Genomic DNA, 23,162 nt, shown 5'->3' with positions numbered 1-23,162 from the left:
TGCATACTCGGGCTCTGCGCGCGCACCGGCGTTCGCGAGAAGCGGGAGGTGGGCGATGGTGGTGCCGTCGGCAACGGGGACGGAACCCCGGAAAATCACGATCAATGACGTCGCCAAGTCGGCCGGGGTGTCCCGGCAGACGGTGTCACGGGCGCTGAACGACAAGGACGAGATCGACAGCGTCACCAAACAGCGGGTGCTCGACGCGGCCCGCGCGCTCGGCTACCGGCCGAGCCGGTTCGCCCGGGGTCTGGTCCGGCAGGACACGATGACGATCGGGCTGGTGATCCCCGATCTGCTCAACCCGTTCTTCACCGAGGTCGCCGCCGCGGCGCTGGAGGCGGCCAGGACCCGTGGCTGGCAGGTCGTCGTGTACGACACCGGGGACCGGGCGGAGGAGGAGCTCGGCACGCTCCAGGTGATCAGCTCCCAAGTGGACGCGGTCATCGGCTACTTCAGCTGTCCCGAGAGCGAGTTGGAGAAGTTCACGCGCGGTATGCCGGTGGTGCTGATCGGCCGGGAACAGCGCACGCGGTTCAGCGCGATCCAGATCGACGGCGCGGCGGGTGTGCACGCCGCCGTGGCGCACCTGGTCGCGCGGGGGCACACCCGGATCGGCATGCTCGACCACCACACCCGGGCCGAACCGAGCATCCGGCACGCGTGGTTCACGACCGCCGCGACCGCCCACGGGATCGAGGCCGGCCTGATGGTCCCCGCGGACCAGACGGCCGACGGCGGCGGATCGGCGCTCAGGACCCTGCTCGCCGACCATCCCGACGTCACCGCGGTCCTCACGTTCAACGACATCATCGCGATCGGCGCCCTGCGCGAGGGCCGCCGCCTCGGCCGGAGCATCCCGCGGGAGCTGGCGGTCATCGGCTTCGACGGTCTGCAGCTCGGGGCGCTCGTCGAGCCCCCGCTCACCAGCGTCGCCCTCGACACCCGCCGGCTCGGCGCACTCGCCATCGAGCAGGTCGCGCGGCTGCTCTCGGGAGAGGAAGCGCTCGCGGGCGACGACCTCGTCGTACGGGGTGAACTGCGGTTGAGCGGCTCCGCCTGACCGCCACGCGTGCGCATCCGGTCCGAATGTCTTGACACTCGCCCAGGCCGAAGCGCAGACTTCCGAACATTCCAAATTGCATGTCGAGGTCCATCTGCAGGCAGCCCCGTGAGCGCTCACGGGAGCGCTCACGGGACGCTTTTGGGCCTCTGGGAAACGGTGTGCCCACGTCCCTTCCACCCAGAAGGCATCCCGCCCTCGGGATCAGCATCGAGCCGCCTAGCACCGCCGCTAGTCGTTGTCTGGAACGGAAACCATGAGCAGCACAATCACGCGCATCCGCCTCGGCGCCGTAGCCGTGGCCGCCAGTGTCGCCGTACTCGCCGGATGCTCGTCGTCCTCGCCGTCGACGAAGACATCCGCGGCCTCCTGCGCACCCGCCAAGGGCAAGGTCACCCTCCAGTACTGGAACACGGTTCCGGGCATGGACAAGGTGGTCGCCCTGTGGAACAAGAAGAACCCGAACATCCAGGTCGAGACGAAGAACATCTCCAACGACCAGTACGGCACCCTCGGCAACGCCCTCAAGGCGGGCAAGGCGCCGGACCTGGCCCAGGTCGGCTACGACGAGTTGCCCAACCTGCGCACCCAGAGCGCGTTCGTGGACGCCTCGGCCTGCTCGGCGGCCACCGCGGCCAAGTCGAAGTTCGTGCCGTGGACCTGGTCGCAGACCAGCTTCGGCAACACCGGCGTCTTCGCCCTGCCGCAGGACACCGGCCCGATGGCCCTCTTCGTCCGCAGCGACATCTTCAAGAAGTACAAGATCGCGATCCCCACGACCTGGGACGAGTACGCGGCCGCCGCGGCCAAGCTGCACAAGGCGGACTCCAAGCTCGACATCACGTTCTTCGACCCGAACAACGCCGAGTGGTTCAACGGCCTGCTCTGGCAGAACAACTCCCAGATGTACAGCTACTCCGGCGACAAGTGGCAGGTCACGGTCGCCTCGGCGCAGAGCAAGCAGGTCGCCGACTACTGGCAGAAGCTGATCGCCGGCAAGCTCGTGCGCACCGACCTCGCCAACGGTTCGACGCAGATGTACGCCGCGTACCAGCAGGACCAGATCGCCAGTTACGTCGGCGCCGCCTGGGGCTACAGCATGTTCCGCGACAACCTGCCCAAGCAGGCCGGGAAATGGACGATCGTCCCGATGCCGACGTGGGGTGCGAACGGCGCCTCCGGCGACTGGGGCGGCTCGACCGTCGCGTTCATGAAGGGCAGCAAGCACCTCTACGAGTCGGCCGAGTTCAACGCCTGGCTGAACACCGACCCGGAGGCCCTCGCGCTGGAGAACCAGCTGGGCGGCCTCTACCCGGCGGCCAACGCGGGGCTCCAACTGCCCGCGCTGTCCAAGGGAGTTCCGTACTACAACAACGAGAAGATCTTCGACGTGTTCGCCGACTCGTCCAAGAAGATCAACACCAGCTTCGCCTGGGGCCCCACCCAGAAGACGGTGAACCTGGCGCTGCAGGACGCGATGGCCAAGGCGGCGGCCGGTGACGGCACGCTCTCCGACGCGCTGGCGAAGGCGCAGGCGGCCGCGCTGAAGTCCATGAAGGACCAGGCGATCCCGGCCGCGGCGGGCAAGTGACCGCGCAATGACCGACATCGCAACGCGCGCGTCGCGCGTGGTGCAGTCACCCGGGGGCCGTCGCCGTCTCAACGGCGGCGGCCCCCGGGCGGGCACCATCGTCGCGTTCGTGACCCCGTTCTTCCTCCCGTTCGTGCTCTTTTACCTGGTCCCGGTCGGCTATGCCCTGTGGCAGAGCGTCCGCGTGGTCCGCCGCACCGGCGGCCAGTACGGCACCTCGTACACGACCTTCGGCGGCTTCGACCAGTACGAAAAGGTGCTCCAGAACAGCGAGTTCTGGTCCAGCGTCGGGCGCATCGGCCTGTTCGGCATCGTGCAGGTGCCGGTCATGCTGTTCGTCGCGCTGGTCATCGCGCTGCTCCTCGACACTCCCCTGCTGAAGCTCAAGTCGGTCTTCCGCATCACCGCGTTCATGCCGTACGCCGTGCCCGGCGTGATCGCCGCGATCATGTGGTCGTACCTCTACTCGCCCCAACTCAGCCCCGTCGTGGACCTGTTGAACAACATCGGGCTCCACCCCGACTTCCTCGGCCCGGGTGCCGTGCTGTGGTCGGCGGCGAACATCTCGACGTGGCTGTGGACCGGCTACAACATGCTGATCATGTTCTCGGCGCTGCAGTCGATCCCGCAGGAGCTGTACGAGGCCGCGAAGCTCGACGGTGCGAGCAACTGGGCCATCGCCTGGCGGATCAAGGTCCCGATCATCGCCCCGTCGATCGTCCTCACCACGGTGTTCTCGATCATCGGCACGCTCCAGCTCTACGCCGAACCGGCCGTGCTGCGGCAGATCTCCTCGAACATCTCCAGCACGTTCACGCCGAACATGCTCGCCTACGCGGTGGCCTCCGGGAACAACTACCAGCAGGCCGCGGCGATTTCCGTGGTCATCGCCGTCATCACCTTCGTCCTGAGCTTCGGGTTCATGCGACTGACGTCGAAGAGGGCCGGCCTGTGAGCAACCGATCGGTGAGCGACCGCACCATGAACAACCGTTCCGTGAACCGCGAGAGCCAGGTCAGCCGTACGGCCGCGATGGCCTTGATGCTGCTCCTGGCGATCTACTTCCTGCTGCCGATCTACTTCCTGATCGTCGCCGCCACCAAGCCGCAGGGCGACCTCGCCGCCACCAACGGCCTGGCGTTCTCGCACTTCAACCTGTTCGACAACCTGCATGTCCTGTTCACCCGCAGCGACGGCATCTTCGGCCGGTGGGCCCTCAACACCGTGATCTACGCGGTGCTGGGCGCGGCCGTCGGCACGCTGATCTCGGCGTTGTGCGGCTACGCGCTCGCCAAGTTCCGTTTCCGGGGCCGGGAGTTCCTGTTCTCGGTCATCCTCGGCGGTGTCCTCGTCCCGACCACCGCGCTGGCGCTCCCGCTGTTCCTGCTGTTCTCGGCGACGGGCATCGTCAACACGTACTTCGCGGTGTTCCTGCCGAGCATCGTCAGCCCGTTCGGCGTCTATCTCGCGCGGATCTTCGCCAACGCGGCTGTCCCGCAAGAGCTGTTGGAGTCGGCGCGGCTCGACGGCGCCGGCGAGTTCCGCACGTTCTTCTCGGTCGCGTTCAAGCTGATGACGCCGTCGCTGGTGACGATCTTCCTGTTCCAGTTCGTGGCGATCTGGAACAACTTCTTCCTGCCGATGGTGATGCTCCAGAAGGAGTCCCTCTTCCCGATCACGCTCGGCCTGTACGAGTGGAACGGCCAGACCGCCCGCGCCCCGCTCCTCCAAGAGTCTGTGATCACCGGCTCGTTGGTGTCGATCGTGCCCGTGATCATCGTGTTCATCCTGCTCCAGCGGTTCTGGCGCACCGGACTCGCCGCCGGTTCCCTCAAGTGACCGTCCCCGCACAGAAGGTGCCCCACGCCATGCCCAACCCCGCTGTCTTCGTGCCCCACTTCCACTGGGACCGCGAGTGGTACGAGCCCTTCCAGGTGTTCCGGCACCGGCTGGTCGCCGCCCTCGACACCGTGCTGGAGACGGCGGAAACGGACCCGGAGTTCCGGTTCACCGTCGACGGTCAAATGGCCGCGATCGAGGACTACTTGGAGATGCGCCCGGAGAACCGCGACCGTGTCGCGGCCCTGGTCGCCGAGGGCCGGCTCGCGGTCGGGCCCTGGCTGATCCTGCTCGACGAGTTCCTCTGCTCCGGCGAGACCATCGTCCGCAACCTCCAGATGGGGTGGGCGGCGGCGACCGAGCTGGGCGGCGCGATGCCGATCGGCTATCTGCCGGACATGTTCGGCCACGTCGCGCAGATGCCGCAGATCCTCGCGCGCGCCGGCATCGAACACGCGGCTCTGTGGCGCGGAGTGCCCGGCTCCATCGACGGCCACGCCTTCAACTGGCGTGCGCCGGACGGCTCCCAGGTCCACACCGAGTTCCTCTTCGACGGCTACGACAACGGCCTCGACGTCCTGCTGGTACCGGACCGGATCGGCCGCGCGCTCGGCGACTACGCCGAGATGACGGCCGAACGCTGGGGCGACGACCCGGTGTTGGCGATGGCCGGCACCGACCACAACGCGCCCGACCCCCAACTGGCCTCCTGGCTACGGCAAGCCGCCGCCGAGGGGCGCCCGATCACCATCGCCACCCTCGACGAATACCTCCGCAAGCATGTCCGCGACGAGGTGTCCGCCACCGTCACCGGCGAGCTGCGCAGCCATGTGCGCGGCAACATCCTCCCGGGCGTGCTCTCGGTACGGCTCGGACTCAAGCAGCGCATGGCCGTCGCCGAGCGCACGATCGACCACGCCGAGCGCGTGAACGCCCTGTGGTCCCGGCGCGACGACTCGCCCTTCCTGGACCTCGCCTGGCACAAGATCATCGAGTCGACCGCGCACGACTCGGTCGTCGGCTCCGGCACCGACGAGACCTGCGACCAGGTCGCCGCCCGCCTCGCCGAAGCCGCACAGACAGCGCGGGCCGTACGGGACGCGGCGCTCACCGAGCCCGCCGAACTGGTCCCGAACGACGGCTACTTGGTCGCCAACCCGCTGCCGTTCGACCGCTCGGTGCTGGTCGAGGTGGACGTCGTAGCCCCGCCCGACGGAACGGCTCTGCTCGCGACCACCGCCGACGGCTCGACGGCCCCCGTACAACTGATCTCCGAGGCCCCGACCGTCCTCAGCGACGAGCGCATGGACGCCTCCCAACTCGAACGCGTCCTGCGCCGTATCCACCGCCGTGAACTCTTCGGCCGCCAGATCGACCACTACGAACTCACCCCCGGCGCCCTGGTGTTCCACCTCGCGGAGGTGCCCACCTCCGGGCCCTTCGACCTGCTGATCCTGCGTCGCGAGGTCGCCGAGGCAGCGGCCGAACACCCCGGTGAGTGGCGGGTGTTGACGCTGGAGGAGGCTCGGGCCACCGCGCTCGTGCCGGTGAACGTTCCGGCCTCCGGACTGGCCGCCTTCCGCGTCGAGCCGAGCGAGACCGACTCCGCCGCTCCGACCGCGTACGCACCCGCGACGGCGACGCACCGCACGCTCGCCAACGGGCTGGTCGAGGTCACCGTCGCCGCCGACGGCACCCTGGACATGACCGGGGCCGACGGCACCGTGCTGTACGGCGTCGGGCGCCTCGTGGACGGCGGTGACCGGGGCGACAGTTACAACTACGCGCCCCCGGCGCAGGACGTCCTCGTCTCCGAGCCGACGGAGATCACCGTCGAGCTCCTCGAAACGGGCCCGTTGCGTTCACGGCTGCGTGTCACCCGCGTCTACGAGTGGCCCGCCGCGCTCTCCTCCGACCACGATCTCCGCAGCGAACGGACCGTACCGACCCCCGTGGAGACGCTGGTGGAAGTCCGCGCGGGCGAGCCCTTCGTGCGGATCTCCACGTCCTTCCTGAACCAGTCCGCCGACCACCGGCTGCGCTTCCACGTACCGCTGCCCGAGCCGGTCGCGACCTCCGCGTCGGCCGGGCAATTCGCCGTCACCGAGCGCGGGTTGACCGCCGAGGGCGGCTGGGGCGAGTTCCCGCTGCCGACCTTCCCGGCCGGTTCGTTCGTGTCGGCCGGGGCCGCCACCGTCCTGCTCGACCACTCCAGCGAGTACGAACTCGTCGGCGACGGCTCCGAACTCGCCGTCACCCTGCTGCGCGCGATCGGCTCGATCAGCGTCAACATCCACCCCCTGCGCGACGAACCGGCGGCGAGCGAGATCCCCGTACCCGGTGCGCAGGATCTCGGGATGCGGATCGAGAACCGGTTCGCCGTCGTGCCGTCGGCGACCGGCTGGCGCGGGGCGAACGCGGTGGCTCTCGCCGAGGAGTTCCGCAACGACGTCCTGGTCACTCGCGGAACCGCCCCCGCCGGGCATCAACTGCCGCCCGACCGGGCCGGGTTGCGCGTCGACGGCAAGGACGTCCTCGTCTCGGCCGTCCGCCGGGTCACCGACGCCGAGCACGGACCCGGCACGGAGGTACGCCTGACGGCGATGAGCGACACCGCGTCGACGGTCCGCGTGACGGGCACGTTCGCGGAGGCCGCCACCGTCGATCTGCTGGGCCGGCCGATCTCCCGCAGGCAGGTCCAGGACGAGCTGGACCTCGCCCTCGGGCCGTGGGAGATCCGCACCGTCGTGCTCCGGTAGGCCGCCATGATCGAATGCAATGCACCCGTTCTGCTCTCACGAAAGCGTTGTGACCTCTTGCTTCCCGAGTTCTCCCCCCATGTTTCCGACCTCGCTCCCGGGCGTGGCGCCCTGCGTCCGGCGCGCTCGTGGCTGCACTCCGACGCGAAGTCCCTTTCCCTGAACGGGTCCTGGCGTTTCCGCCTGTCCCCCACGGCGTCGGCGGCGGACTTCGCGGCCGAGGGCTTCGACGACAACGCCTGGGACAACATCCCCGTGCCCGCCCACTGGGTACTGGAGGGCGACGGTGCCTACGGCCGCCCGATCTACACGAACATCCAGTTCCCGTTCCCGATCGACCCGCCGTACGTCCCGGACGAGAACCCGACCGGTGACTACCGCCGCACCTTCGACCTCCCCGCCGACTGGTCGGACACCGAGCGCGTCGTCCTGCGCTTCGACGGTGTCGAGTCGCTGTTCCGCGTCTGGGTCAACGGCGTCGGGATCGGCAGCGCGAGCGGCAGCCGGCTCGCCCACGAATTCGATGTCACGGACGCCGTACGCCCTGGTGAGAACGTCGTCGCCGTGCGAGTGCACCAGTGGTCGGCGGCCAGTTATGTCGAGGACCAGGACCAGTGGTGGCTGCCGGGCATCTTCCGCGATGTCACCCTGACCGCCCGTCCGGCCGGAGGCATCGAGGACGTCTGGCTGCGGGCCGGTTTCGACAACGGGCGCGGGCGGGTCGAGGCTGAGGTCGTCGCCGAGGCTACGGCATTCCCGGTCACCCTGCGCATTCCCGAGCTCGGTGTCGAGCAGGTCTGGGCGACGCCGGACGACGTGGCGCCCGTGGACATCGCCGAAGTCGAGCCCTGGTCGGCCGAGTTGCCGCGCCTGTACGACGCCACGGTGTCCACGGCCGCCGAGACCATCGCCCTGCGGGTGGGTTTCCGTACGGTCGAGATCCGCGGGGACCAGTTCCTGGTGAACGGGCGCCGGGTGGTGTTCCACGGCGTGAACCGGCACGAGACCCACCCGGAGCGCGGCCGTGTCTTCAACGAAGAGCACGCGCGCGAGGACCTGGCCCTCATGAAGCGGTTCAACGTGAACGCGATCCGCACCAGCCACTACCCGCCGCACCCCCGGCTGCTCGACCTCGCCGACGAACTCGGCTTCTGGGTGATCCTGGAGTGCGATCTGGAGACGCACGGCTTCGGCAAGGTCGACTGGGTCGGCAATCCCAGTGACGACCCGGCCTGGCGCACGGCGTACCTCGACCGGATCGAGCGCACCGTCGAGCGGGACAAGAACCACCCCAGCATCGTCATCTGGTCCCTCGGCAACGAGGCGGACACCGGCAGCAATCTCGCCGCCATGTCGGCCTGGGTCCACGCCCGCGACGCCGAACGTCCCGTGCACTACGAGGGCGACTACACCGGCGAGTACACCGACGTCTACTCGCGCATGTACGCGTCCGTGCTGGAGACCGAGCAGATCGGCACCGACGGCTCCCGCGCCCCGCTGCTCAACTGCACGCCCGCACAAGGCGCCCGGCAGCGCACCAAGCCGTTCCTGCTCTGCGAGTACGCGCACGCGATGGGCAACGGGCCTGGCGCGTTCGACCAGTACGAGGCGCTGGTGCGCCAACACCCGCGCCTGCACGGCGGGTTCGTGTGGGAGTGGCGCGACCACGGCATCCTGACCACGACCCCGGACGGGACGCCGTACTACGCCTACGGCGGCGACTTCGGCGAGGTCATCCATGACGGCAACTTCGTGATGGACGGCATGGTGTTGAGCGACGACGTGCCGACGCCGAGCCTGCACGAGTTCAAGGCGGTCGTGGCGCCGGTGCACTTCGCCTTCGACGGTGACAAGGTCGCGATCACCAACCTCCGGCATACGACCGACACGGCCGACCTGCGCTTCCACTGGCGGGTCGAGCACGACGGAGTCCCCGTGGAATCAGGGGAGTTGGAGGTCCCGTCCGTCGCGGCGGGCGACTCGGGCCGGGTCTCGCTGCCGTCGGTTCCGGTGTCGCCGGACGCCGAGACCTGGCTGACGATCGACGCGGTGCTGGCCACGGCAACGCCTTGGGCGCCCGAGGGTCATGTCGTCGCAACTGCCCAGCTGGACCGCTCGCTTCGCCGTCCCGTCCCCGCCGGCCGCGGGCGGTTCGACTGGCAGCCCGGCGCCGGGACACTCACGCTCGGCGTCGCCGAGTTCGTCGGCGGGTCTCTCGTCAGGCTGGGCGAACGCGCCGTAGCGGGGCCTCGGTTGGAGCTGTTCCGCGCGCCGACGGACAACGACAAGGGCGCTTGGGGCGAGGTAGACGAGAGTGACGCGAGCGTCTCCGGGGTGTCCAACGCCGAGCTGTGGCTTCGCGACGGGCTCGACCGGCTGACCTCGCGCCGGGTGTCGGTGGAGCAGAGCGCGGACGCACTGCGCACGGTCGACAAGGTCTCGGCCGCCGACTCCGGTCTGTCGGTGCTGGTGGAATCCGTCTGGTCGCGCGAGAGCGACGGCGAAGTCGAGCTGCGGGTGGAGATCCAGCCCTCGCACGGCTGGCAGACGGTGTGGCCGCGGATCGGGGTGCGTTTCGACCTGCCCGACGGCACGGCTCCGGTCGACGGTGCCGAGTGGTTCGGCCTCGGCCCGCTGGAGTCCTACCCGGACAGCGTGCGCGCGGCCCGCACCGGGCTCTTCGCCGCCTCCATCGGCGACCTCTCGGTCGACTACGCGCGCCCCCAGGAGACCGGTCACCGCTCCGAACTCCGCCGACTGGCCCTGACCAGCGGCGACACCGAAGTGCTGCGCATCGAGGCACTCCCCGACACGCACGGTCGCCGTCCCGGCTTCACGCTCAGCCGGCACACCCCGCAGGAGATCTCCAAGGCCGGGCACCCGTACGAGCTGCCGGATTCGACGACGAGCCGCCTGTTCGTCGACGCGGCCCAGCACGGGCTCGGCTCACGAGCCTGTGGTCCGGATGTGTGGCCGGAGTTCGCGCTGCGCCCGGAGGCCCGCACGATCAGGCTCCGGATCACGGCACCGAACTAGACCGATACGGAGAGGGTGCGGTCTCGCACGGCGACGGCCGCACCCTCAGTATGGGAGGAGACGACTGCCCCGGCCGCGCGCGTATCCGGCCGTCCCCGTGGGAAGGAGCGCTCCGATGCCCACCCTGCTGTCGGTGAATGTCGGCATGCCGAAGGACGTTCCCTGGCAGGGCAAGACCGTTTATACGGGTGTATGGAAGTACCCGGTGGTCGGCCCGGCGATGGTGCGCCGCCTGAACATCGACGGCGACGGCCAGGGCGACACGGCCGGGCACGGCGGCGAGCAGCGGGCGGTCCTCGTCTACCAGATCCAGTCGTACCGGCACTGGCAGCGGCACTTCGGGCGCGACGATCTCGGCTACGGCCAGTTCGGCGAGAACCTCACCGTGGAGGGCCTGCTCGACGACGAGGTCTGCATCGGCGACCGGTACCGCATCGGCGAGGCCGAGTTCGAGGTCACCCAGCCGCGCGTCACCTGCTACCGCGTCGGCATGCGCTTCGGCGAGCCCGAGCTGGCCGCGCTGCTGGTGAGCCATCACCGGCCCGGGTTCTACATGCGGGTCGTACGGGAGGGCCGTGTGCAGGCCGGCGACCCGATCGTACGGACCAGGACCGGTCCGGGTGAGCTGAGTGTCGCCGAGACCGACGCGCTGCTGTATCTCCCCGGCCGCGATCCCGCCAAGCTGCGCCTCGCCCTGGACGTGCCCGCGCTGAGCCCCGGCTGGCAGGGGTCGTTCCGTGAACTGCTCGCCGCCGCCGATGACTTGACGACCGCCGCCCGCCCGGCCTGGGCCGGTTTCCGCGCGCTGCGGGTGACGGAGGTGGTCCCCGAGAGCACGACGGTCACCTCGATCCGGCTGGCAGCCCCGGACGACAGCCCGCTCCCGACCGCCCGCGCGGGCCAGTACCTGACCCTGCGCGTCCCCTCTACGACCGGACCCGCCCCGGTGCGCAGCTACTCGCTCTCGGCCGCACCCGACGCCGGCGATTACCGGATCAGCGTCAAACACGAGCCCCACGGCACGGCGAGCGGCTACCTGACCACGCGGCTACGACCGGGCGCCGAACTCGAAGTCGCCGCGCCCCGTGGGGAGTTCGTGTACGCCGAGGACAGCGGACCGGTGCTCCTCGTCTCCGCCGGTATCGGCCTCACGCCGGTGCTGGCGATGCTGCACGAGCTGGCCGCGCGGGGCAGCAAGCGTGAGGTCTGGTGGATCCACGGCGCCCGCGGTCCCCGCGAACACCCTCTCGCCGCCGAGGCACACGACCTGATCGCCTCACTGCCGGACGCGCACGAGCACGTCTTCTACAGCGCGGCCACGCCCGAGGAACGGCAGCGCGCCCACGCAGCACCGGGACGCCTCACGAAGGACAAGCTGCTCGCACTGTCGGTCCCGGCCGACGCGACCGCCTACATCTGCGGCCCCGCCCCCTTCATGACCGACATGCGGCAGGCCCTCATCGAGGCCGGCATCCAACCGACGCGTATCCACACCGAGTTGTTCGGAGCGCTGGGCGCCATCAACCCCGGCCTCACCGACCACCCGACCCGCGCACCCCACCAGCCCCCGGGCTCGCCCGGCACCGGTCCGCTGGTGACCTTCGCCCGCAGCGGCATCGCCGTCCCGTTCGACGACGACAACACCGGCAGTGTGCTCGACCTCGCCGACGCCTGCGACGTACCCACCCGCTGGAGCTGCCGCACCGGTGTCTGCCACACCTGCGTCACGCCTCTGCTGTCCGGCACGATCGCGTACTCCCCCGATCCGCTGGAGGCACCGGCGGACGGCGAGATCCTGATCTGCTGCGCGCGCCCCGGCACGGACATCGTCCTGGACATGTAGGGGCCGTCGCGCACTCCTCCAAGGGCCGTCGCGCACTCGCCGTAGAAAAGATTCTTCCGACCTGCAACCTCGATGCCCCCGGAACGTCTGTCCGGGTGGAGGCGCCTCCGAGCCAGGGTCTTCGCCACGGGAAGCCAGCCGTGGCGGCGGCCCGACAGTCCCGTCAGCATCGACGATTCGAGGATTCACATGTCCGCAGGTCAGACCGTCCGCCACAGCCTCCGCGCGGGCCGGGTACGGATCGCCCTGGGCGTCACCGGCGCCGCCGCCGCGCTCGCCATCGGCGGCTCGTTCACCGCCCACGCCGACAACTCCGCGCCCGCCCCGAAGCCGGTGCCCGCCAAGGGCACGCCCGCCGACCAGTGCCCGGAGCCGGTCGAGGCGGTGCCGGGTGGGGGTGCCGTCCCCGTCAAGGGAGGCCAGGTGTCGTACACCACCCTCAGCGGCGACGAGGTCGAGGCGGTGCCGAACGGGGTCGACGGCCCCTACAAGGGAAAGACGGTGTCGTACACCCTCCTCGGCGACGACCCGGTCGACGCGGTGCCCGGCGACGACTGCACCGCCCCGGACCCGAGCAAGGGCACCCCGGTCGACGCCGTGCCCGGCGGCAAGGACACCGCCCGGGACGCCAAGCCCGCTCCCGCCAAGCGGTGACACGCGCGGCGAACCGCCGCTGATCGGCCACGGGCCATTCGGCGGCCCGTAGCCGAGGTGGGGCCGCCGGGTATCTGCCCGGCGGTCCCACCGCCCGCCCGGCGACACCGGGCCCATGCACGAAGACCTTGCTGTCCTGGAGATCCATGAACGCGGCGACGACCCCGGCCTACGGCATACCGACGGGCGGACACCGGCCCCTACGTTTCCCGGCGCCCACCTGGGCGGACGCACTGCGACGGGCGCTACGGCACCTGGTGCGCGGGGTGTCGCGGCCGCGCGAGGACCTCCCGATGGCGCCGGACGCAGCGGCCGTCCCGGCCGACCTCGGCGAACCCGGTATCGACGAGCTGTACGCCCACCGCCGACTGCCCCTGGTCCGCCTGGCGCTGCTCCTGGTGGACGACCTCCCCACGGCGGAGGACGTGGTGCAGGACGTGTTCGCCGCGCTGTACCGCCGCCACGGCGGGCGGCTGACCGGCCTCGACAACCCCGACGCGTATCTGCGCACCAGCGTGGTCAACACCTCGCGCTCGGTCCTGCGCCGCCGCCGTACGGTACGGGCGCACGTCCCCGAACGCGAAGGGTACGCCCCGTCCGCCGAGGAACCCGTGCTGCTGCGCGAGGAGCACGGAGAAGTGATCGCCGCCCTGCACCGGCTGACCCGGCGGCAACGTGAAGTGCTGGTCCTGCGGTACTGGTCCCATCTCAGCGAGGCCCAGATCGCCGACACCCTGAGCCTGTCGCGCGGCGCGGTCAAGTCCACCGCGAGCCGTGCGCTGGCCGCCCTGCGCCGAGAGTTGGAGGCGTCCCGATGACAACACGCGTGACCCCGGAGGCGTCCCGATGATCGAGCAGGACCACGGTTCCGGACTCCCACCGGATCCCCTCGAAGAACGGCTGCGCAACGCCCTGCGCGCCCGGGCCGACTCCGTCGACCTGCACGCGCTGCGTCCCGCCGCCCCGCCGAGCAGCCAGGCCCGGCTGTTCCGGCTCCCGGCCCTCCACCCCGTCCGTCGCACGGCCGTCGCGGTGCTCGTCGTGGCCGCCGCGGTGATCGGCGTTCTGTTCATCGCGATCCACGAGGTCCGGGAACCACCGGTCGGTCCCGCGAACCGCCCCTCGGTGTCCCCCACTCCCAGCACCATGGATGCCGTACCCGGTCCTCCTGAGTCGGGCGACGTCGACGCGTCACCCCATCGTTGACCGAGCACGAGGACGCACCTGGTCAACCGCGGAAACCGCTCCCGGCCCCGGCCCCCCACTCGCTCGCCGGCAGCTCAAGGAGCCACTCGATCCGCGCGCTGTCCGGCAACGGGCCATGATCGGCCGTCACTTGGAGCGCCGAGGCGGCCGTGATGTGCCCCAGCCGCAACGCACGCTCTATGCCGTCCCCGCGCAACAGCCCGGCCAGAACCCCGGCCGCGAACGCGTCGCCCGCGCCGACGGGTTCCACCACATCCGTGTCCAGCGCGGGCACGATCCGTACCCCTTCGTCGCTGAAGGCGATGGCGGAATGGCCACCGTCCTTGACGACCAGCAGGCGCGGCTGCGGCAACAGCCGCCGTACGTCGGCCGGTTCGAGGTCCGCGCCCCACAACTCCCGTGCCTCGTCGAGCCCGACGAAGGTGATGTCGGCGAGCTCGGCCAGGTCGCGCAGCACGGTGGCGGCCGTACCGGGCGGCCACAGCGCGGGGCGGTGGTTGACGTCGAAGCTGATGGCGTAAGGGCGTTCGGCGGCCGGGACGGTGAGCGCGGTGGTCACCAGGTTCCGGCAGGACGGGGACAACGCCGGTGTCACGCCCGTGAGATGGAGGACGGCGGCCGATTTCAGCCTGTCGTCGGCGAGTACGTCGGGGCCCATCGCCGAGGCCGCCGAGTTGCCCCGGTAGTAGTGGACCCGGGTCCGCGAACCGTTCGGCTCCTTCACGAGCAGCCCCGTGGGCCGCTCCGGATCGCGCCGCACCCCGCTGACATCGACCCCGGCGGCCCCGACCTCCGCGAGCACGCGCCGCCCCAACGGGTCGTCGCCCACCGCCGAAAGCCACGCGACGGGAACCCCGAGATCCGCCAGATACATGGCCACATTCGACTCCGCCCCGGCCACCGACACCCGCAGATCGTCGGCACACTCCAGCGACGAGGACGGAGCGGGAGCGAGTGCCGCCATGGTCTCCCCGATACAGACAACCGCGCCTTCCGCCGACTCCCATCCGTTCGTCATGACCCCTCCCGCGCGAACGAGGCTTTCTCTACGACGGTGAGCAGCGCGCGAGTTCGGGCGCGCAGCGCGGTCAGACTGCCGCCGTCGGCCGCGTCGCCGACGAGGGGTGAGCCGACACCGACGGCGGTCGCTCCGGCGTTCAGATACTCCCGCGCGGCCAACGCGTCGACGCCGCCCACCGGTACGAACACCTCGTGCGGGAACGGTCCGCGCAATGCCTTGAGATAGGCGGGGCCGCCGGCCTCGGCGGCCGGGAAGATCTTCAGCGCGGCGACACCTAGGGGGCGGGCGGCGAGGATCTCGGTGGGGGTCAACACCCCGGCGATGACCGGCAGTTCGAGCCGCTGCGCCTCGCGGATACCGTCCCCGAGTGCGGGGGTGACGGCGAAGTTCGCGCCGGCTCGATGGGCGGCGCGGGCGTCGTCGGCGGTCAGGACCGTACCAGCGCCGAGCGGTCGGTCGGGACCGAGCTCATTGCGTGCCCGCGCGATGACGGACAGGGCATCTGTGCCAGTAAGAGACACCTCGATCAGTTCGACGCCCTCCTCGGCGAGGGTCAGCACGGTGCGCAGCGCGGCTTCCGGGTCGGTGCCGCGGATGATCGCGACGAGGCGGTGGGCGGCCAGGGCCGCTCGCAGATCCATGTGACGAATTCCCTTCCTGTACAGGTCGGTTCAGGCACAACGGCAGTTCGGGGTCAGCGTCAGCCGCCACCGCACCTCACCCGAGGCGGGTACCCGGGCGGCATCACCGGGGCCGGCCTCCGCGAGGTCGAAGACGCGGCCGAGCATGGGTTCAACGCCCGTGCTGCGGTAGGGGTGTTGGGCGGGATAGCCGCCCAGATTGCGCCACAGCGCGACGGACACCGGCTGCCCGTCGGCTTCGAGGGCGAACGAGAGACGGTCGGTCTGGTCATGGACGCAGCAGTGCGAAGCGTCGATGACGGCTCCTACGGCGGTGCCGTCGTCCGGACCGAACCGGTCCAGGCGCAGTCCGCACGGCACGGGCCAGTCACCCTCCACCCAGGAGGCACCGTCCGGCCACGCCCGGTCCAACTGCCGCGCTGCCTCGGGGAATAGCCGGGTACGCGCACCCTCGCGGATGTGCAGCCCCGCACGGTCGGAGAGGTCGAGCAGAGCATGGGCGGCCCATACGAAGCGGAAGCCCGCATCGGCCGTCAGGACGTAGTCGGCCACAGCCCCGTCGGCGGTCGCACGTACCGTCCGCGCCAAGGCGAAGCGGTCGCAGTGGAGAACGTCCGCAACTCCCTCTCGTGTCCAGGGTCTTGACCAGGCGTCACCATGGTCGGGAGCACCCCGCACAGTCGGTATGCACTCCTCCAGCCCGCCCGCGTCCACGAAGGCGTCGCCGGGGGAAACGTTGTCGCGCTCGGGCGCGGCACGTCGCCACAGCCACTCACGTCCCGTTGCCGTCGTGCGCAACGAGGTCCAACGCCCTCCGCGGGCAAGGTCGGTGACGATGTCGAGTGTCACGGTCACCACTCCGCGAAGGATCCGTCGGGGTGTCGCCACACGGGGTTGCGCCAGGCGTGCCCGGTGCGGTCGGCGGCGCGTACAGCGGCCTCGTCGATGGTGATACCGAGGCCGGGGGCGTCACCGCGCACCGCATGGCCGTCCACGAACCGGAACGGCGCCGGGTCGACGAGGTAGGAGAGCAGGTCGGCGTCCTTGTTGTAGTGGATGCCCCGACTCTGTTCCTGGATAAGGAAGTTGGGGGTGGCGAAGGCGACCTGGAGACTGGCCGCCAGCGCGATCGGGCCGAGCGGGCAGTGCGGGGCGAGCTGGGCGCCGTAGGCCTCCGCGAGGGAGGCGATGCGGTGGACCTCCGAGATGCCGCCGGCGTGCGAGAGGTCGGGTTGGACGACGGCGATGCCCGCGGTGAGCGGGGGCAGGAACTCGCCGCGTCCGTAAAGGCGTTCACCGGTGGCGAGCGGTACGGGACTCGATTCGACCAGGCCGGCGAGTTGACGGCCGTGCTCGGGCAGGACGGGTTCCTCGACGAACAGCGGGTGCAGCGGGGCGAGTTCGGCGAGGACGCGGCGGGCGCCGGCGGCGGTGAGGCGGCCGTGGAAGTCGACGGCGACATCGCGGTCGGGGCCGAGTGCCTCGCGGGCGGCGGCCACGCGGGCGACGATCGCGGCGGTCTCGGCGGGGGTGGGGATGGGTGAGGTGGCTCCGGCAGCGTTCATCTTCACGGCCGTGAAACCGGCCTCGACCTGGGCTGCTATCTGCTCGCTCAGCTGGGCGGGTTCGTCGCCGCCGACCCAGGCGTAGACCCGGACGCGGTCACGCACGGGGCCGCCCAACAGGGCGTGCACGGGGGCGCCGTAGGTCTTCCCGGCGATGTCCCACAACGCCTGGTCGAGGCCGGCGACGGCGCTGGAGAGGATCGGGCCGCCCCGGTAGAAGCCGCCCTTGGACATGACCTGCCAGTGGTCCTGGATGCGCAACGGGTCCTGGCCGACGAGGTGTTCGGCCAGCACGTCGACGGCGGCGCGGACGACCTCGGCGCGTCCTTCGACGACCGGTTCGCCCCAGCCGACCACGCCCTCGTCAGTCTCGACACGGCAGAACAGCCAGCGGGGCGGGACGAGGAAGGTCTCGACACGGGTGATCTTCACTGAGACCGGGAGCCTTCCGTTTCTTCGGAGTCCTGTGCGGAGTCCACGTGGGAACCCTCCTCTTCGGAGTCGTCCAGGCGGTCCAGGTCGCGACCGGCCTGGTCGAGCAGGGCGCGCATCGCTGCCTCGGCGGCCTGCGGGTCCCGGTCGCGTACGGCGTCCAGTACGGCGCGGTGGGCCGGGACGGGGTCCTCGCTGTGCGGGGCGCTGTGCACGATGCGGTCGCGGTGCGCGAGGCCGGACTCGATCACCATCTCCATGCGTTCGAGGAGTTCGTTGTGGGTGGCGGCGAGCAGGGCGCGATGGAAGGCGAGGTCGGCCTCGACGGCGTGGGCTGCGTCGCCGCCCTGCTCCCCCATCGCGTCGAGGGCACCGTCAAGTGCCGCCAGGTCAGCGTCGGTTCGGCGCTGGGCGGCGAGGCGTACGGCGGCGGGTTCGATGATGGCGCGCACCTCGGCGAGGTTGTGCAGCAACGCCCGGTCCGACTCGCTGGTGGAGGCGCCCTCGAACTGCCAGCGCAGTACGTCGGCGTCGAGCAGGTTCCACTCGGCGCGGGGGCGCACGAAGGTGCCGCGCCGCTGCCGGGCGTCGACCATCCCCTTGGCCGCGAGCACCTTGAGCGACTCGCGCAGCGCGGTCAGGCTCACGTCCAACTCGCTCTGCAGCGCCACGAGATCGAGCGTGGCCCCTTCGGCGATCTCACCGCCCAGGATGCGGCGGGCGAGGAGTTCCACGGTCTGGCCGTGGACGCCTCGACGGGCATAGGGCGTCATGTCGTACAGCCTTTCTGCTGGTTGGGGAGCGTGGTCATGCGGAGGCCTTGACGACGCTCCAGCCGCCGTCCACCACGAGACTCGTCCCGGTGATGTAGGAGGCTTCGTCGGCGCTGAGGAACGCGATGGCCGCGGCCACTTCCTCGGGCGTACCGAAGCGGCGTGCGGCCGTCTCGGCGATGCTGGCTTCCCGTTCCTCGGGCGGCACTCTGTCCCAGGCGGCGGTCAGTATCGGTCCCGGCAGGACGGCGTTGACACGCACAACCGGCCCGTATTCGACGGCGAGTTGGCTGCAGAGGGAAAGCAGCGCGCCCTTGGCGGCGGCGTAGGCGGGATGCCCGGGGATGCCCTTGTGGGCGTGCACGGACGAGGTCAGCACCACCGAACCCCGCCGCTCCTCCAAGTCGGGCAGCACCGCCCGGAACCCGAGAAAACTGCCGGTCAGATTGACGTCGAGTTGCCGTTGCCAGGACGGCAGGGTCATCTCGTGGGCCGGTGTGACATCGACGGTGAAGGCGTTGCTGACGAGGACGTCGACGGGCCCGAAGGCGTGCGCGGCGGTGACGATCCGCGCCCAGTCCTCCTCGACGGCGACATCGGCGGCCACGAACCGCGCCCGCCCGCCGTCCTTGCCGATCCGTTCGGCCACCAACTCGCCCCGCTCCTCGGCGACATCGGCGAGCACGACGGCGGCTCCCTCCTCGGCGAGGCGTACGGCCGTGGCGGCTCCGATGCCGGAGGCCGCTCCGGTGACCACGGCCGTGCGCCCGGTGAAACGGGCGCCGTGCCGTCGTACGGACTGGTCCATCGAGGTTCGACTCCTTCGGGTCTCGCGTCCTTCGCGTCTCTCACGGGCAAGGGCTCGCTGGAGAGGCCTGCTGGAAACATAAGGGGCTCACTCGCGTATCAGCACGACCAGGTCCGCGTCATGATCGACACTCCACGCGAACGGCAGCCCGTAGTGCAGCAGATGCGCTCCGCTGTACGACGTCCCGGTCGCCGCGTCCCGGTAACGCGCCGTCGCGTCCAGTCCCCGCAGCCGAAGCCGGTCCATCCGCCCCGGCACGAGCGGCGCCCCGTCGAGACGCCCGGTGCTCAGCGCGGCGACGACGGTCCGGTCCCCGGCGTCGTACTGCACCCCGCAGCTCGGCTCCTCCGGCGTACCGAGGAGCCGCGCCTCACCATGGTGGATCACGTCCCGCGCCTCCTTGTACCGGCTGATCCACCAGGCCGCCTCGGCCCGCTGCTCCGGCGTCCACGCGCGCAGGTCGGCGCCGATGCCCAGCACCCCGCACATGGCGTTGACGAACCGGAAGGCGAGACTGCGCGGGCGCGGATCGAAGACGCCGGGTGCGTCGGTGACCCACGAGCTCATGACGTGCGGGGCGTGCGCGTGCAGGAAGCCGTACTGGGTCGAAAGCCGGTCCAGGGGTGCGGTGTTGTCGCTGGGCCACACCACGTCCGTACGCGCGATCGTCGCATGCTCGATCCGCCCGCCGCCGCCCGCGCAGCCCTCGACGGTGACGTCCGGGTGGGCGGAACGGAGGTGGTCGAGAACGCGGAGGTATCCGGCGACATGCTCGGCGTCGAGATCGACGCGGCCGGCACCGGGACGGCCCCGCTCGGTGGGCGGGCGGTTCATGTCCCACTTGAGGTAGCTGATGTCGTACGCGCCGAGGAGCCGGTCGAGCGTCTCGATCACGAAGTCCTGGACGTCGGTCCGGCCGAGGTCGAGGAGGAGCTGGTTGCGGACGAGTCGACCGGGGCGGCCCTCGATCCGGTAGACCCACTCGGGGTGTTCCGCGTGCAGACGGCTCCCCGGGCTGACGGCCTCGGGCTCTATCCACAGACCGACGTCCAGGCCCAACGTCCTTACGTCCGCGATGAATTGGTCGAAGCCCTGCGGGAAGGCCGCCGGGTCCGGCCGCCAGTCGCCGAGTCCCCCGGTGTCGTCGGCGCGCCCGGTGAACCAGCCGTCGTCCACGACGAACAGCTCGACCCCGATGTCGGCGGCCGTCTTCGCCAGCTCCAGTTGGCCGTCGGCGTCGACGTCGAAGCCGGTGGCTTCCCAGGAGTTGTAGAGGACCTTGCGGGGGCGGTGCAGGCGTTCGCCGGTGAGGTGCCGTTCGTAGCGGTGCCAGACGCGGGAGAGTCCGTCGAGGCCCTCCGGGCTGAAGGCGCAGGCGAGTTGGGGGGTGGCGAGGGTTTCGCCGGGTTCGAGGAGTACCGCTCCCTCGTGGGGGACGCGGCCCGCTCGTACCCGCAGGGCGCCGCCGGGTTCGGCCTCCGCGGTGATGTGCCAGTTGCCGGGCCAGGCGAGGGCGATGCCGTACGCGGCCGGCGACTCGCCGTCCTGTATCGCGAGCCAGGGCGCGTACGCGTGTCCCGGTGCGCCTTGCAGGCTGCCGATGGTGAACGTGCCTCTGGGAAGGTCGAGTTGGGTACGCTGGAACTCCTGCGACCACTGGCCCGTGAGGTACGTCAGGCGGGCAACGCCGGTGACGGGGATGTTCACGGCGGCCGAGTCGAGGCGCTCCAGGCGGAGTTCGTCGGTGGCGGTGAACTCCGTCCAGCGGAGGATCACGTCCGTGCCCGGCACGGTCTCGTAGTGAAGGACGGTGCGGAAGCCCAACTGCTCGTCGTGGAAGGCGAGTCGTAGCTTGCCCTCGTCCTCTTCAGTCCCGGCGAACTCCCACCACACGCCCCGGTCTTCGCCGTCCGGACGGGACGCCACCAGCTCCGATCCGGTGAACGGCCGTAGCCCGTAGGGCAGATACTCGGCCGGGGCCGCGTCGGCGGGGGTGATGAAGTGTGTGCACCTCGACCAGTCCAGGGCGGAGGGACCGTCCTCGACGCCGAGCGGGCCCCAGGCGTCGAGTTCGGCCCAGGGGCCGTCCGGGGACAGGCGCACGGTGTAGCTGGTGTTCTCCGTGCGCAAGGTCCAGCGCTGGTACGTCACTTGACCGCCCCGAGGTTGAGCCCGGCCACGAAGTGCCGCTGGAAGCGGAGGAACACCGCGACCGTGGGGGCGGCGGCGATGACGGAACCGGCCGCGATGACGTTCCACATCGAGACGAACTGTCCCTGAAGTCCGATGAGGGCGGCGGTGATCGGCATCTTGGTGTCGCTGCGCAGCACGGTGATCGCCCAGAGAAGGTCGTTGAAGATCCAGGTGAAGGACAGGGCGCTGAGCGCGGCCAGGGCGGGGCGGGTCAGCGGGAGGATGATGCGCCAGAAGATCTGCCAGGGGCCGGCGCCGTCGACGACCGCCGCCTGTTGGATCTCCGTCGGGATCGACCGCATGAATCCGTGCAGGACGAAGACGTAGAAGCCGACGCCGAAGCCGATCTGCACGCCGATGAGCGCGGGCAGGGTGTCGAAGACGCCCATCACTTCGCTGAGCTTGGACACCGGGATGAGGAGGATCTGCGGTGGGAGGAGGTTGCCGCCGAGCATGAGGAGCAACAGGGAGCGGCGGAAGGGGACTTCGTAGCGGCTGAGGGCGAAGGCGGCCATCGCGGCGAGGGCCAGCGTGATCAGGACGCAGGGGATGGTGACGATCAGGCTGTTGATGAGGGCGCGCTGTTGGCCGCCGTCGACCCAGGCCTGATGGAAGTTGCCGAAGGTGAAGGAGTGCGGCCAACTGCCCAGACCGTGGGCGGCGATGTCGTCGAAGGAACGCAGGCTGGTCACCAGGACCAGGGCGATGGGCAGCAGCCAGAGGATCGCCAACGCGCCCGCGCCCAGGTGGAATCCGGCGGTCGCGGCGCGCTTGCGGCGCAGTGCCGTGGAGTTGGCGGACATCAGTCGGCCTCCCGGAACGCGCGGACGAGGTAGGAGCAGATGACGCCGAAGGCCAGCACGAAGATGACGACGGCGAGTGCGGAGCCGTAGCCGAGTCGCAGGGACTGGAAGGCGGTTGAGTACATGTAGGTGCTCAGCAGCTCGGAGGAGTGGTAGGGGCCGCCTCGGGTCAGCGACCACACGACGTCGAAGGAGCGCAGGGAGTCGATGACGATGACCGATAGAACTACCGCGTTGACACTGCGCAGTTGAGGCAGCGTGACGTGCCGGAGGCGCTGCCAGGCGCTGGCGCCGTCGACCTTGGCGGCCTCGTAGAGGGCGGGGTCGATGCCCTTGAGGCCGGCCAAATAGAGGACCATGACGTAGCCGATCTGGCGCCAGAGCGCGGGCACGATCACCGCGTAGAGGGCGGTGTCCTGGTCGGCGAGCCAGGCGTGGCGGAGGCTGCCGAGGCCTACGGATTGCAGGAGTTGGTTGAGGACGCCGTCGGGCTGGTAGATCGCCTGCCAGACCAGGGCGGTGGCGACCAGGGAGAAGACGACCGGCAGGAACAGGGCCGCGCGGTAGAAGCCGACGCCGCGGCGCTCCTGTTGGAGGAGGAGTGCGGCAGCGAGGCCGAGCACGGCGGACAGGCCGCCGAAGAGCACGAGCCAGAGGACGGTGTGGCCGGCCGCGCTGCGGAAAACGTCGTCGTGGGCCATCTCCCGGAAGTTGTCCAGGCCCACGAACTGCGGTGGGGAGACGCCGTCCCATTTGGTCAGGGCGAGGTAGAAGCCCTGCACGGCGGGCCAGAACACCCACACCGACTCGGCGAGCAACGGGATCAGGACGAAGGCGAGCACCAGCGGGGGTGTGCGCCGGGGGCCCCGAACCCGCTTGCCCGGGGCGGGCGTTCGGGTCGGGGACTTCCGGTCGGGCGCGGTCAGGACGGCCAT

At 70.4% G+C, this 23,162-nt stretch carries 19 protein-coding genes; 10 read left to right on the top strand and 9 right to left on the bottom strand.

The features are described 5' to 3' along the window. The first annotated feature begins 55 nt into the window (after nt 1–55). The 10 genes from ACIBK4_RS50035 to ACIBK4_RS49990 all read left to right on the top strand — a co-directional run bounded on the left by ACIBK4_RS50035 (nt 56) and on the right by ACIBK4_RS49990 (nt 13,991). Complete coding sequence (locus ACIBK4_RS50035) at nt 56–1,063, top strand: LacI family DNA-binding transcriptional regulator (RefSeq protein ID WP_399006799.1); 1,008 nt, start codon at nt 56–58, stop codon at nt 1,061–1,063. 256 nt (nt 1,064–1,319) lie between these two features. Then, the gene (locus ACIBK4_RS50030; protein WP_399006797.1) at nt 1,320–2,654 is read left to right on the top strand and encodes an ABC transporter substrate-binding protein; all 1,335 of its coding nucleotides are present in this window, start codon (nt 1,320–1,322) and stop codon (nt 2,652–2,654) included. Nucleotides 2,655–2,661: 7 nt separating this feature from the next. Beyond that, complete coding sequence (locus ACIBK4_RS50025; RefSeq protein WP_366431745.1) at nt 2,662–3,609, top strand: sugar ABC transporter permease; 948 nt, start codon at nt 2,662–2,664, stop codon at nt 3,607–3,609. 26 nt (nt 3,610–3,635) lie between these two features. Beyond that, nucleotides 3,636–4,493, top strand: coding sequence for a carbohydrate ABC transporter permease (locus ACIBK4_RS50020; protein WP_399006817.1), 858 nt, complete (start codon nt 3,636–3,638; stop codon nt 4,491–4,493). Between the two features lie 29 nt (nt 4,494–4,522). Continuing rightward, nucleotides 4,523–7,252: an alpha-mannosidase gene (locus tag ACIBK4_RS50015; RefSeq protein ID WP_399006794.1), complete on the top strand. Its 2,730-nt coding sequence runs from the start codon at nt 4,523–4,525 to the stop codon at nt 7,250–7,252. Between the two features lie 57 nt (nt 7,253–7,309). Beyond that, a complete protein-coding gene (locus tag ACIBK4_RS50010; RefSeq protein WP_399006792.1) occupies nt 7,310–10,288 on the top strand; it encodes a glycoside hydrolase family 2 TIM barrel-domain containing protein in 2,979 nt (992 codons plus the stop codon). A 115-nt stretch (nt 10,289–10,403) separates the two neighbouring features. Next, nucleotides 10,404–12,131: an MOSC domain-containing protein gene (locus ACIBK4_RS50005; RefSeq protein ID WP_399006790.1), complete on the top strand. Its 1,728-nt coding sequence runs from the start codon at nt 10,404–10,406 to the stop codon at nt 12,129–12,131. A gap of 189 nt (nt 12,132–12,320) precedes the next feature. Then, nucleotides 12,321–12,785, top strand: a complete 465-nt coding sequence (locus ACIBK4_RS50000) for a hypothetical protein (RefSeq protein WP_399006788.1) — start codon at nt 12,321–12,323, stop codon at nt 12,783–12,785. Between the two features lie 146 nt (nt 12,786–12,931). Next, on the top strand, nt 12,932–13,603 hold the full coding sequence (locus tag ACIBK4_RS49995; protein WP_399006786.1) for a SigE family RNA polymerase sigma factor: 672 nt from the start codon (nt 12,932–12,934) through the stop codon (nt 13,601–13,603). A 28-nt stretch (nt 13,604–13,631) separates the two neighbouring features. Then, nucleotides 13,632–13,991, top strand: coding sequence for a hypothetical protein (locus ACIBK4_RS49990; protein WP_399006784.1), 360 nt, complete (start codon nt 13,632–13,634; stop codon nt 13,989–13,991). 22 nt (nt 13,992–14,013) lie between these two features. Here the strand turns inward: ACIBK4_RS49990 and ACIBK4_RS49985 are convergent, their stop codons facing one another. The 9 genes from ACIBK4_RS49985 to ACIBK4_RS49945 all read right to left on the bottom strand — a co-directional run bounded on the left by ACIBK4_RS49985 (nt 14,014) and on the right by ACIBK4_RS49945 (nt 23,162). Continuing rightward, entirely contained in the window at nt 14,014–15,009 is a 996-nt protein-coding gene (locus tag ACIBK4_RS49985; RefSeq protein ID WP_399006782.1) for a sugar kinase, read from the bottom strand. Beyond that, nucleotides 15,006–15,653: a bifunctional 4-hydroxy-2-oxoglutarate aldolase/2-dehydro-3-deoxy-phosphogluconate aldolase gene (locus ACIBK4_RS49980; protein WP_399006780.1), complete on the bottom strand. Its 648-nt coding sequence runs from the start codon at nt 15,651–15,653 to the stop codon at nt 15,006–15,008. Before ACIBK4_RS49980 ends, ACIBK4_RS49985 begins: the two co-directional genes overlap by 4 nt. 30 nt (nt 15,654–15,683) lie before the next feature. After that, nucleotides 15,684–16,508 (bottom strand): hypothetical protein, encoded by an 825-nt coding sequence (locus tag ACIBK4_RS49975; protein WP_399006815.1) that lies wholly within the window; start codon nt 16,506–16,508, stop codon nt 15,684–15,686. Then, nucleotides 16,505–17,650: a galactonate dehydratase gene (gene dgoD, locus ACIBK4_RS49970; protein ID WP_399006778.1), complete on the bottom strand. Its 1,146-nt coding sequence runs from the start codon at nt 17,648–17,650 to the stop codon at nt 16,505–16,507. Before dgoD ends, ACIBK4_RS49975 begins: the two co-directional genes overlap by 4 nt. Beyond that, on the bottom strand, nt 17,647–18,423 hold the full coding sequence (locus ACIBK4_RS49965; protein ID WP_399006776.1) for a FadR/GntR family transcriptional regulator: 777 nt from the start codon (nt 18,421–18,423) through the stop codon (nt 17,647–17,649). Before ACIBK4_RS49965 ends, dgoD begins: the two co-directional genes overlap by 4 nt. Before the next feature lie 34 nt (nt 18,424–18,457). Continuing rightward, nucleotides 18,458–19,231 (bottom strand): SDR family NAD(P)-dependent oxidoreductase, encoded by a 774-nt coding sequence (locus ACIBK4_RS49960; RefSeq protein ID WP_399006774.1) that lies wholly within the window; start codon nt 19,229–19,231, stop codon nt 18,458–18,460. Between the two features lie 87 nt (nt 19,232–19,318). After that, nucleotides 19,319–21,382: an alpha-galactosidase gene (locus ACIBK4_RS49955; protein WP_399006772.1), complete on the bottom strand. Its 2,064-nt coding sequence runs from the start codon at nt 21,380–21,382 to the stop codon at nt 19,319–19,321. Then, complete coding sequence (locus ACIBK4_RS49950) at nt 21,379–22,227, bottom strand: carbohydrate ABC transporter permease (protein ID WP_033279637.1); 849 nt, start codon at nt 22,225–22,227, stop codon at nt 21,379–21,381. Before ACIBK4_RS49950 ends, ACIBK4_RS49955 begins: the two co-directional genes overlap by 4 nt. Further along, nucleotides 22,227–23,162 carry a carbohydrate ABC transporter permease gene (locus tag ACIBK4_RS49945; protein WP_399006769.1) on the bottom strand — a complete coding sequence of 312 codons (936 nt, stop codon included), beginning with the start codon at nt 23,160–23,162 and terminating at the stop codon, nt 22,227–22,229. The genes ACIBK4_RS49950 and ACIBK4_RS49945 overlap by 1 nt, the downstream gene beginning before the upstream one ends.

This window comes from Streptomyces sp. NPDC050528 (assembly GCF_044457795.1).
Lineage (GTDB): Bacteria > Actinomycetota > Actinomycetes > Streptomycetales > Streptomycetaceae > Streptomyces.
The sequence above is the reverse complement of the archived record's forward strand: the minus strand, read 5'-3'. Positions and strand labels throughout refer to the sequence as shown.

Excerpts from the sequence above, each read along its gene's own strand:
- ACIBK4_RS50020 (WP_399006817.1), top strand. The coding sequence starts at position 3,636 with ATGAACAACCGTTCCGTGAACCGCGAGAGCCAGGTCAGCCGTACGGCC.
- ACIBK4_RS50035 (WP_399006799.1), top strand. The coding sequence starts at position 56 with ATGGTGGTGCCGTCGGCAACGGGGACGGAACCCCGGAAAATCACGATC.
- ACIBK4_RS50000 (WP_399006788.1), top strand. The coding sequence starts at position 12,321 with ATGTCCGCAGGTCAGACCGTCCGCCACAGCCTCCGCGCGGGCCGGGTA.
- ACIBK4_RS49965 (WP_399006776.1), bottom strand. The coding sequence starts at position 18,423 with ATGACGCCCTATGCCCGTCGAGGCGTCCACGGCCAGACCGTGGAACTC.
- ACIBK4_RS49990 (WP_399006784.1), top strand. The coding sequence starts at position 13,632 with ATGATCGAGCAGGACCACGGTTCCGGACTCCCACCGGATCCCCTCGAA.
- ACIBK4_RS49960 (WP_399006774.1), bottom strand. The coding sequence starts at position 19,231 with ATGGACCAGTCCGTACGACGGCACGGCGCCCGTTTCACCGGGCGCACG.
- ACIBK4_RS50025 (WP_366431745.1), top strand. The coding sequence starts at position 2,662 with ATGACCGACATCGCAACGCGCGCGTCGCGCGTGGTGCAGTCACCCGGG.
- ACIBK4_RS50030 (WP_399006797.1), top strand. The coding sequence starts at position 1,320 with ATGAGCAGCACAATCACGCGCATCCGCCTCGGCGCCGTAGCCGTGGCC.
- ACIBK4_RS50015 (WP_399006794.1), top strand. The coding sequence starts at position 4,523 with ATGCCCAACCCCGCTGTCTTCGTGCCCCACTTCCACTGGGACCGCGAG.
- ACIBK4_RS50005 (WP_399006790.1), top strand. The coding sequence starts at position 10,404 with ATGCCCACCCTGCTGTCGGTGAATGTCGGCATGCCGAAGGACGTTCCC.
- ACIBK4_RS49945 (WP_399006769.1), bottom strand. The coding sequence starts at position 23,162 with ATGGCCGTCCTGACCGCGCCCGACCGGAAGTCCCCGACCCGAACGCCC.
- ACIBK4_RS49995 (WP_399006786.1), top strand. The coding sequence starts at position 12,932 with ATGAACGCGGCGACGACCCCGGCCTACGGCATACCGACGGGCGGACAC.
- ACIBK4_RS49985 (WP_399006782.1), bottom strand. The coding sequence starts at position 15,009 with ATGACGAACGGATGGGAGTCGGCGGAAGGCGCGGTTGTCTGTATCGGG.
- ACIBK4_RS49950 (WP_033279637.1), bottom strand. The coding sequence starts at position 22,227 with ATGTCCGCCAACTCCACGGCACTGCGCCGCAAGCGCGCCGCGACCGCC.
- ACIBK4_RS49980 (WP_399006780.1), bottom strand. The coding sequence starts at position 15,653 with ATGGATCTGCGAGCGGCCCTGGCCGCCCACCGCCTCGTCGCGATCATC.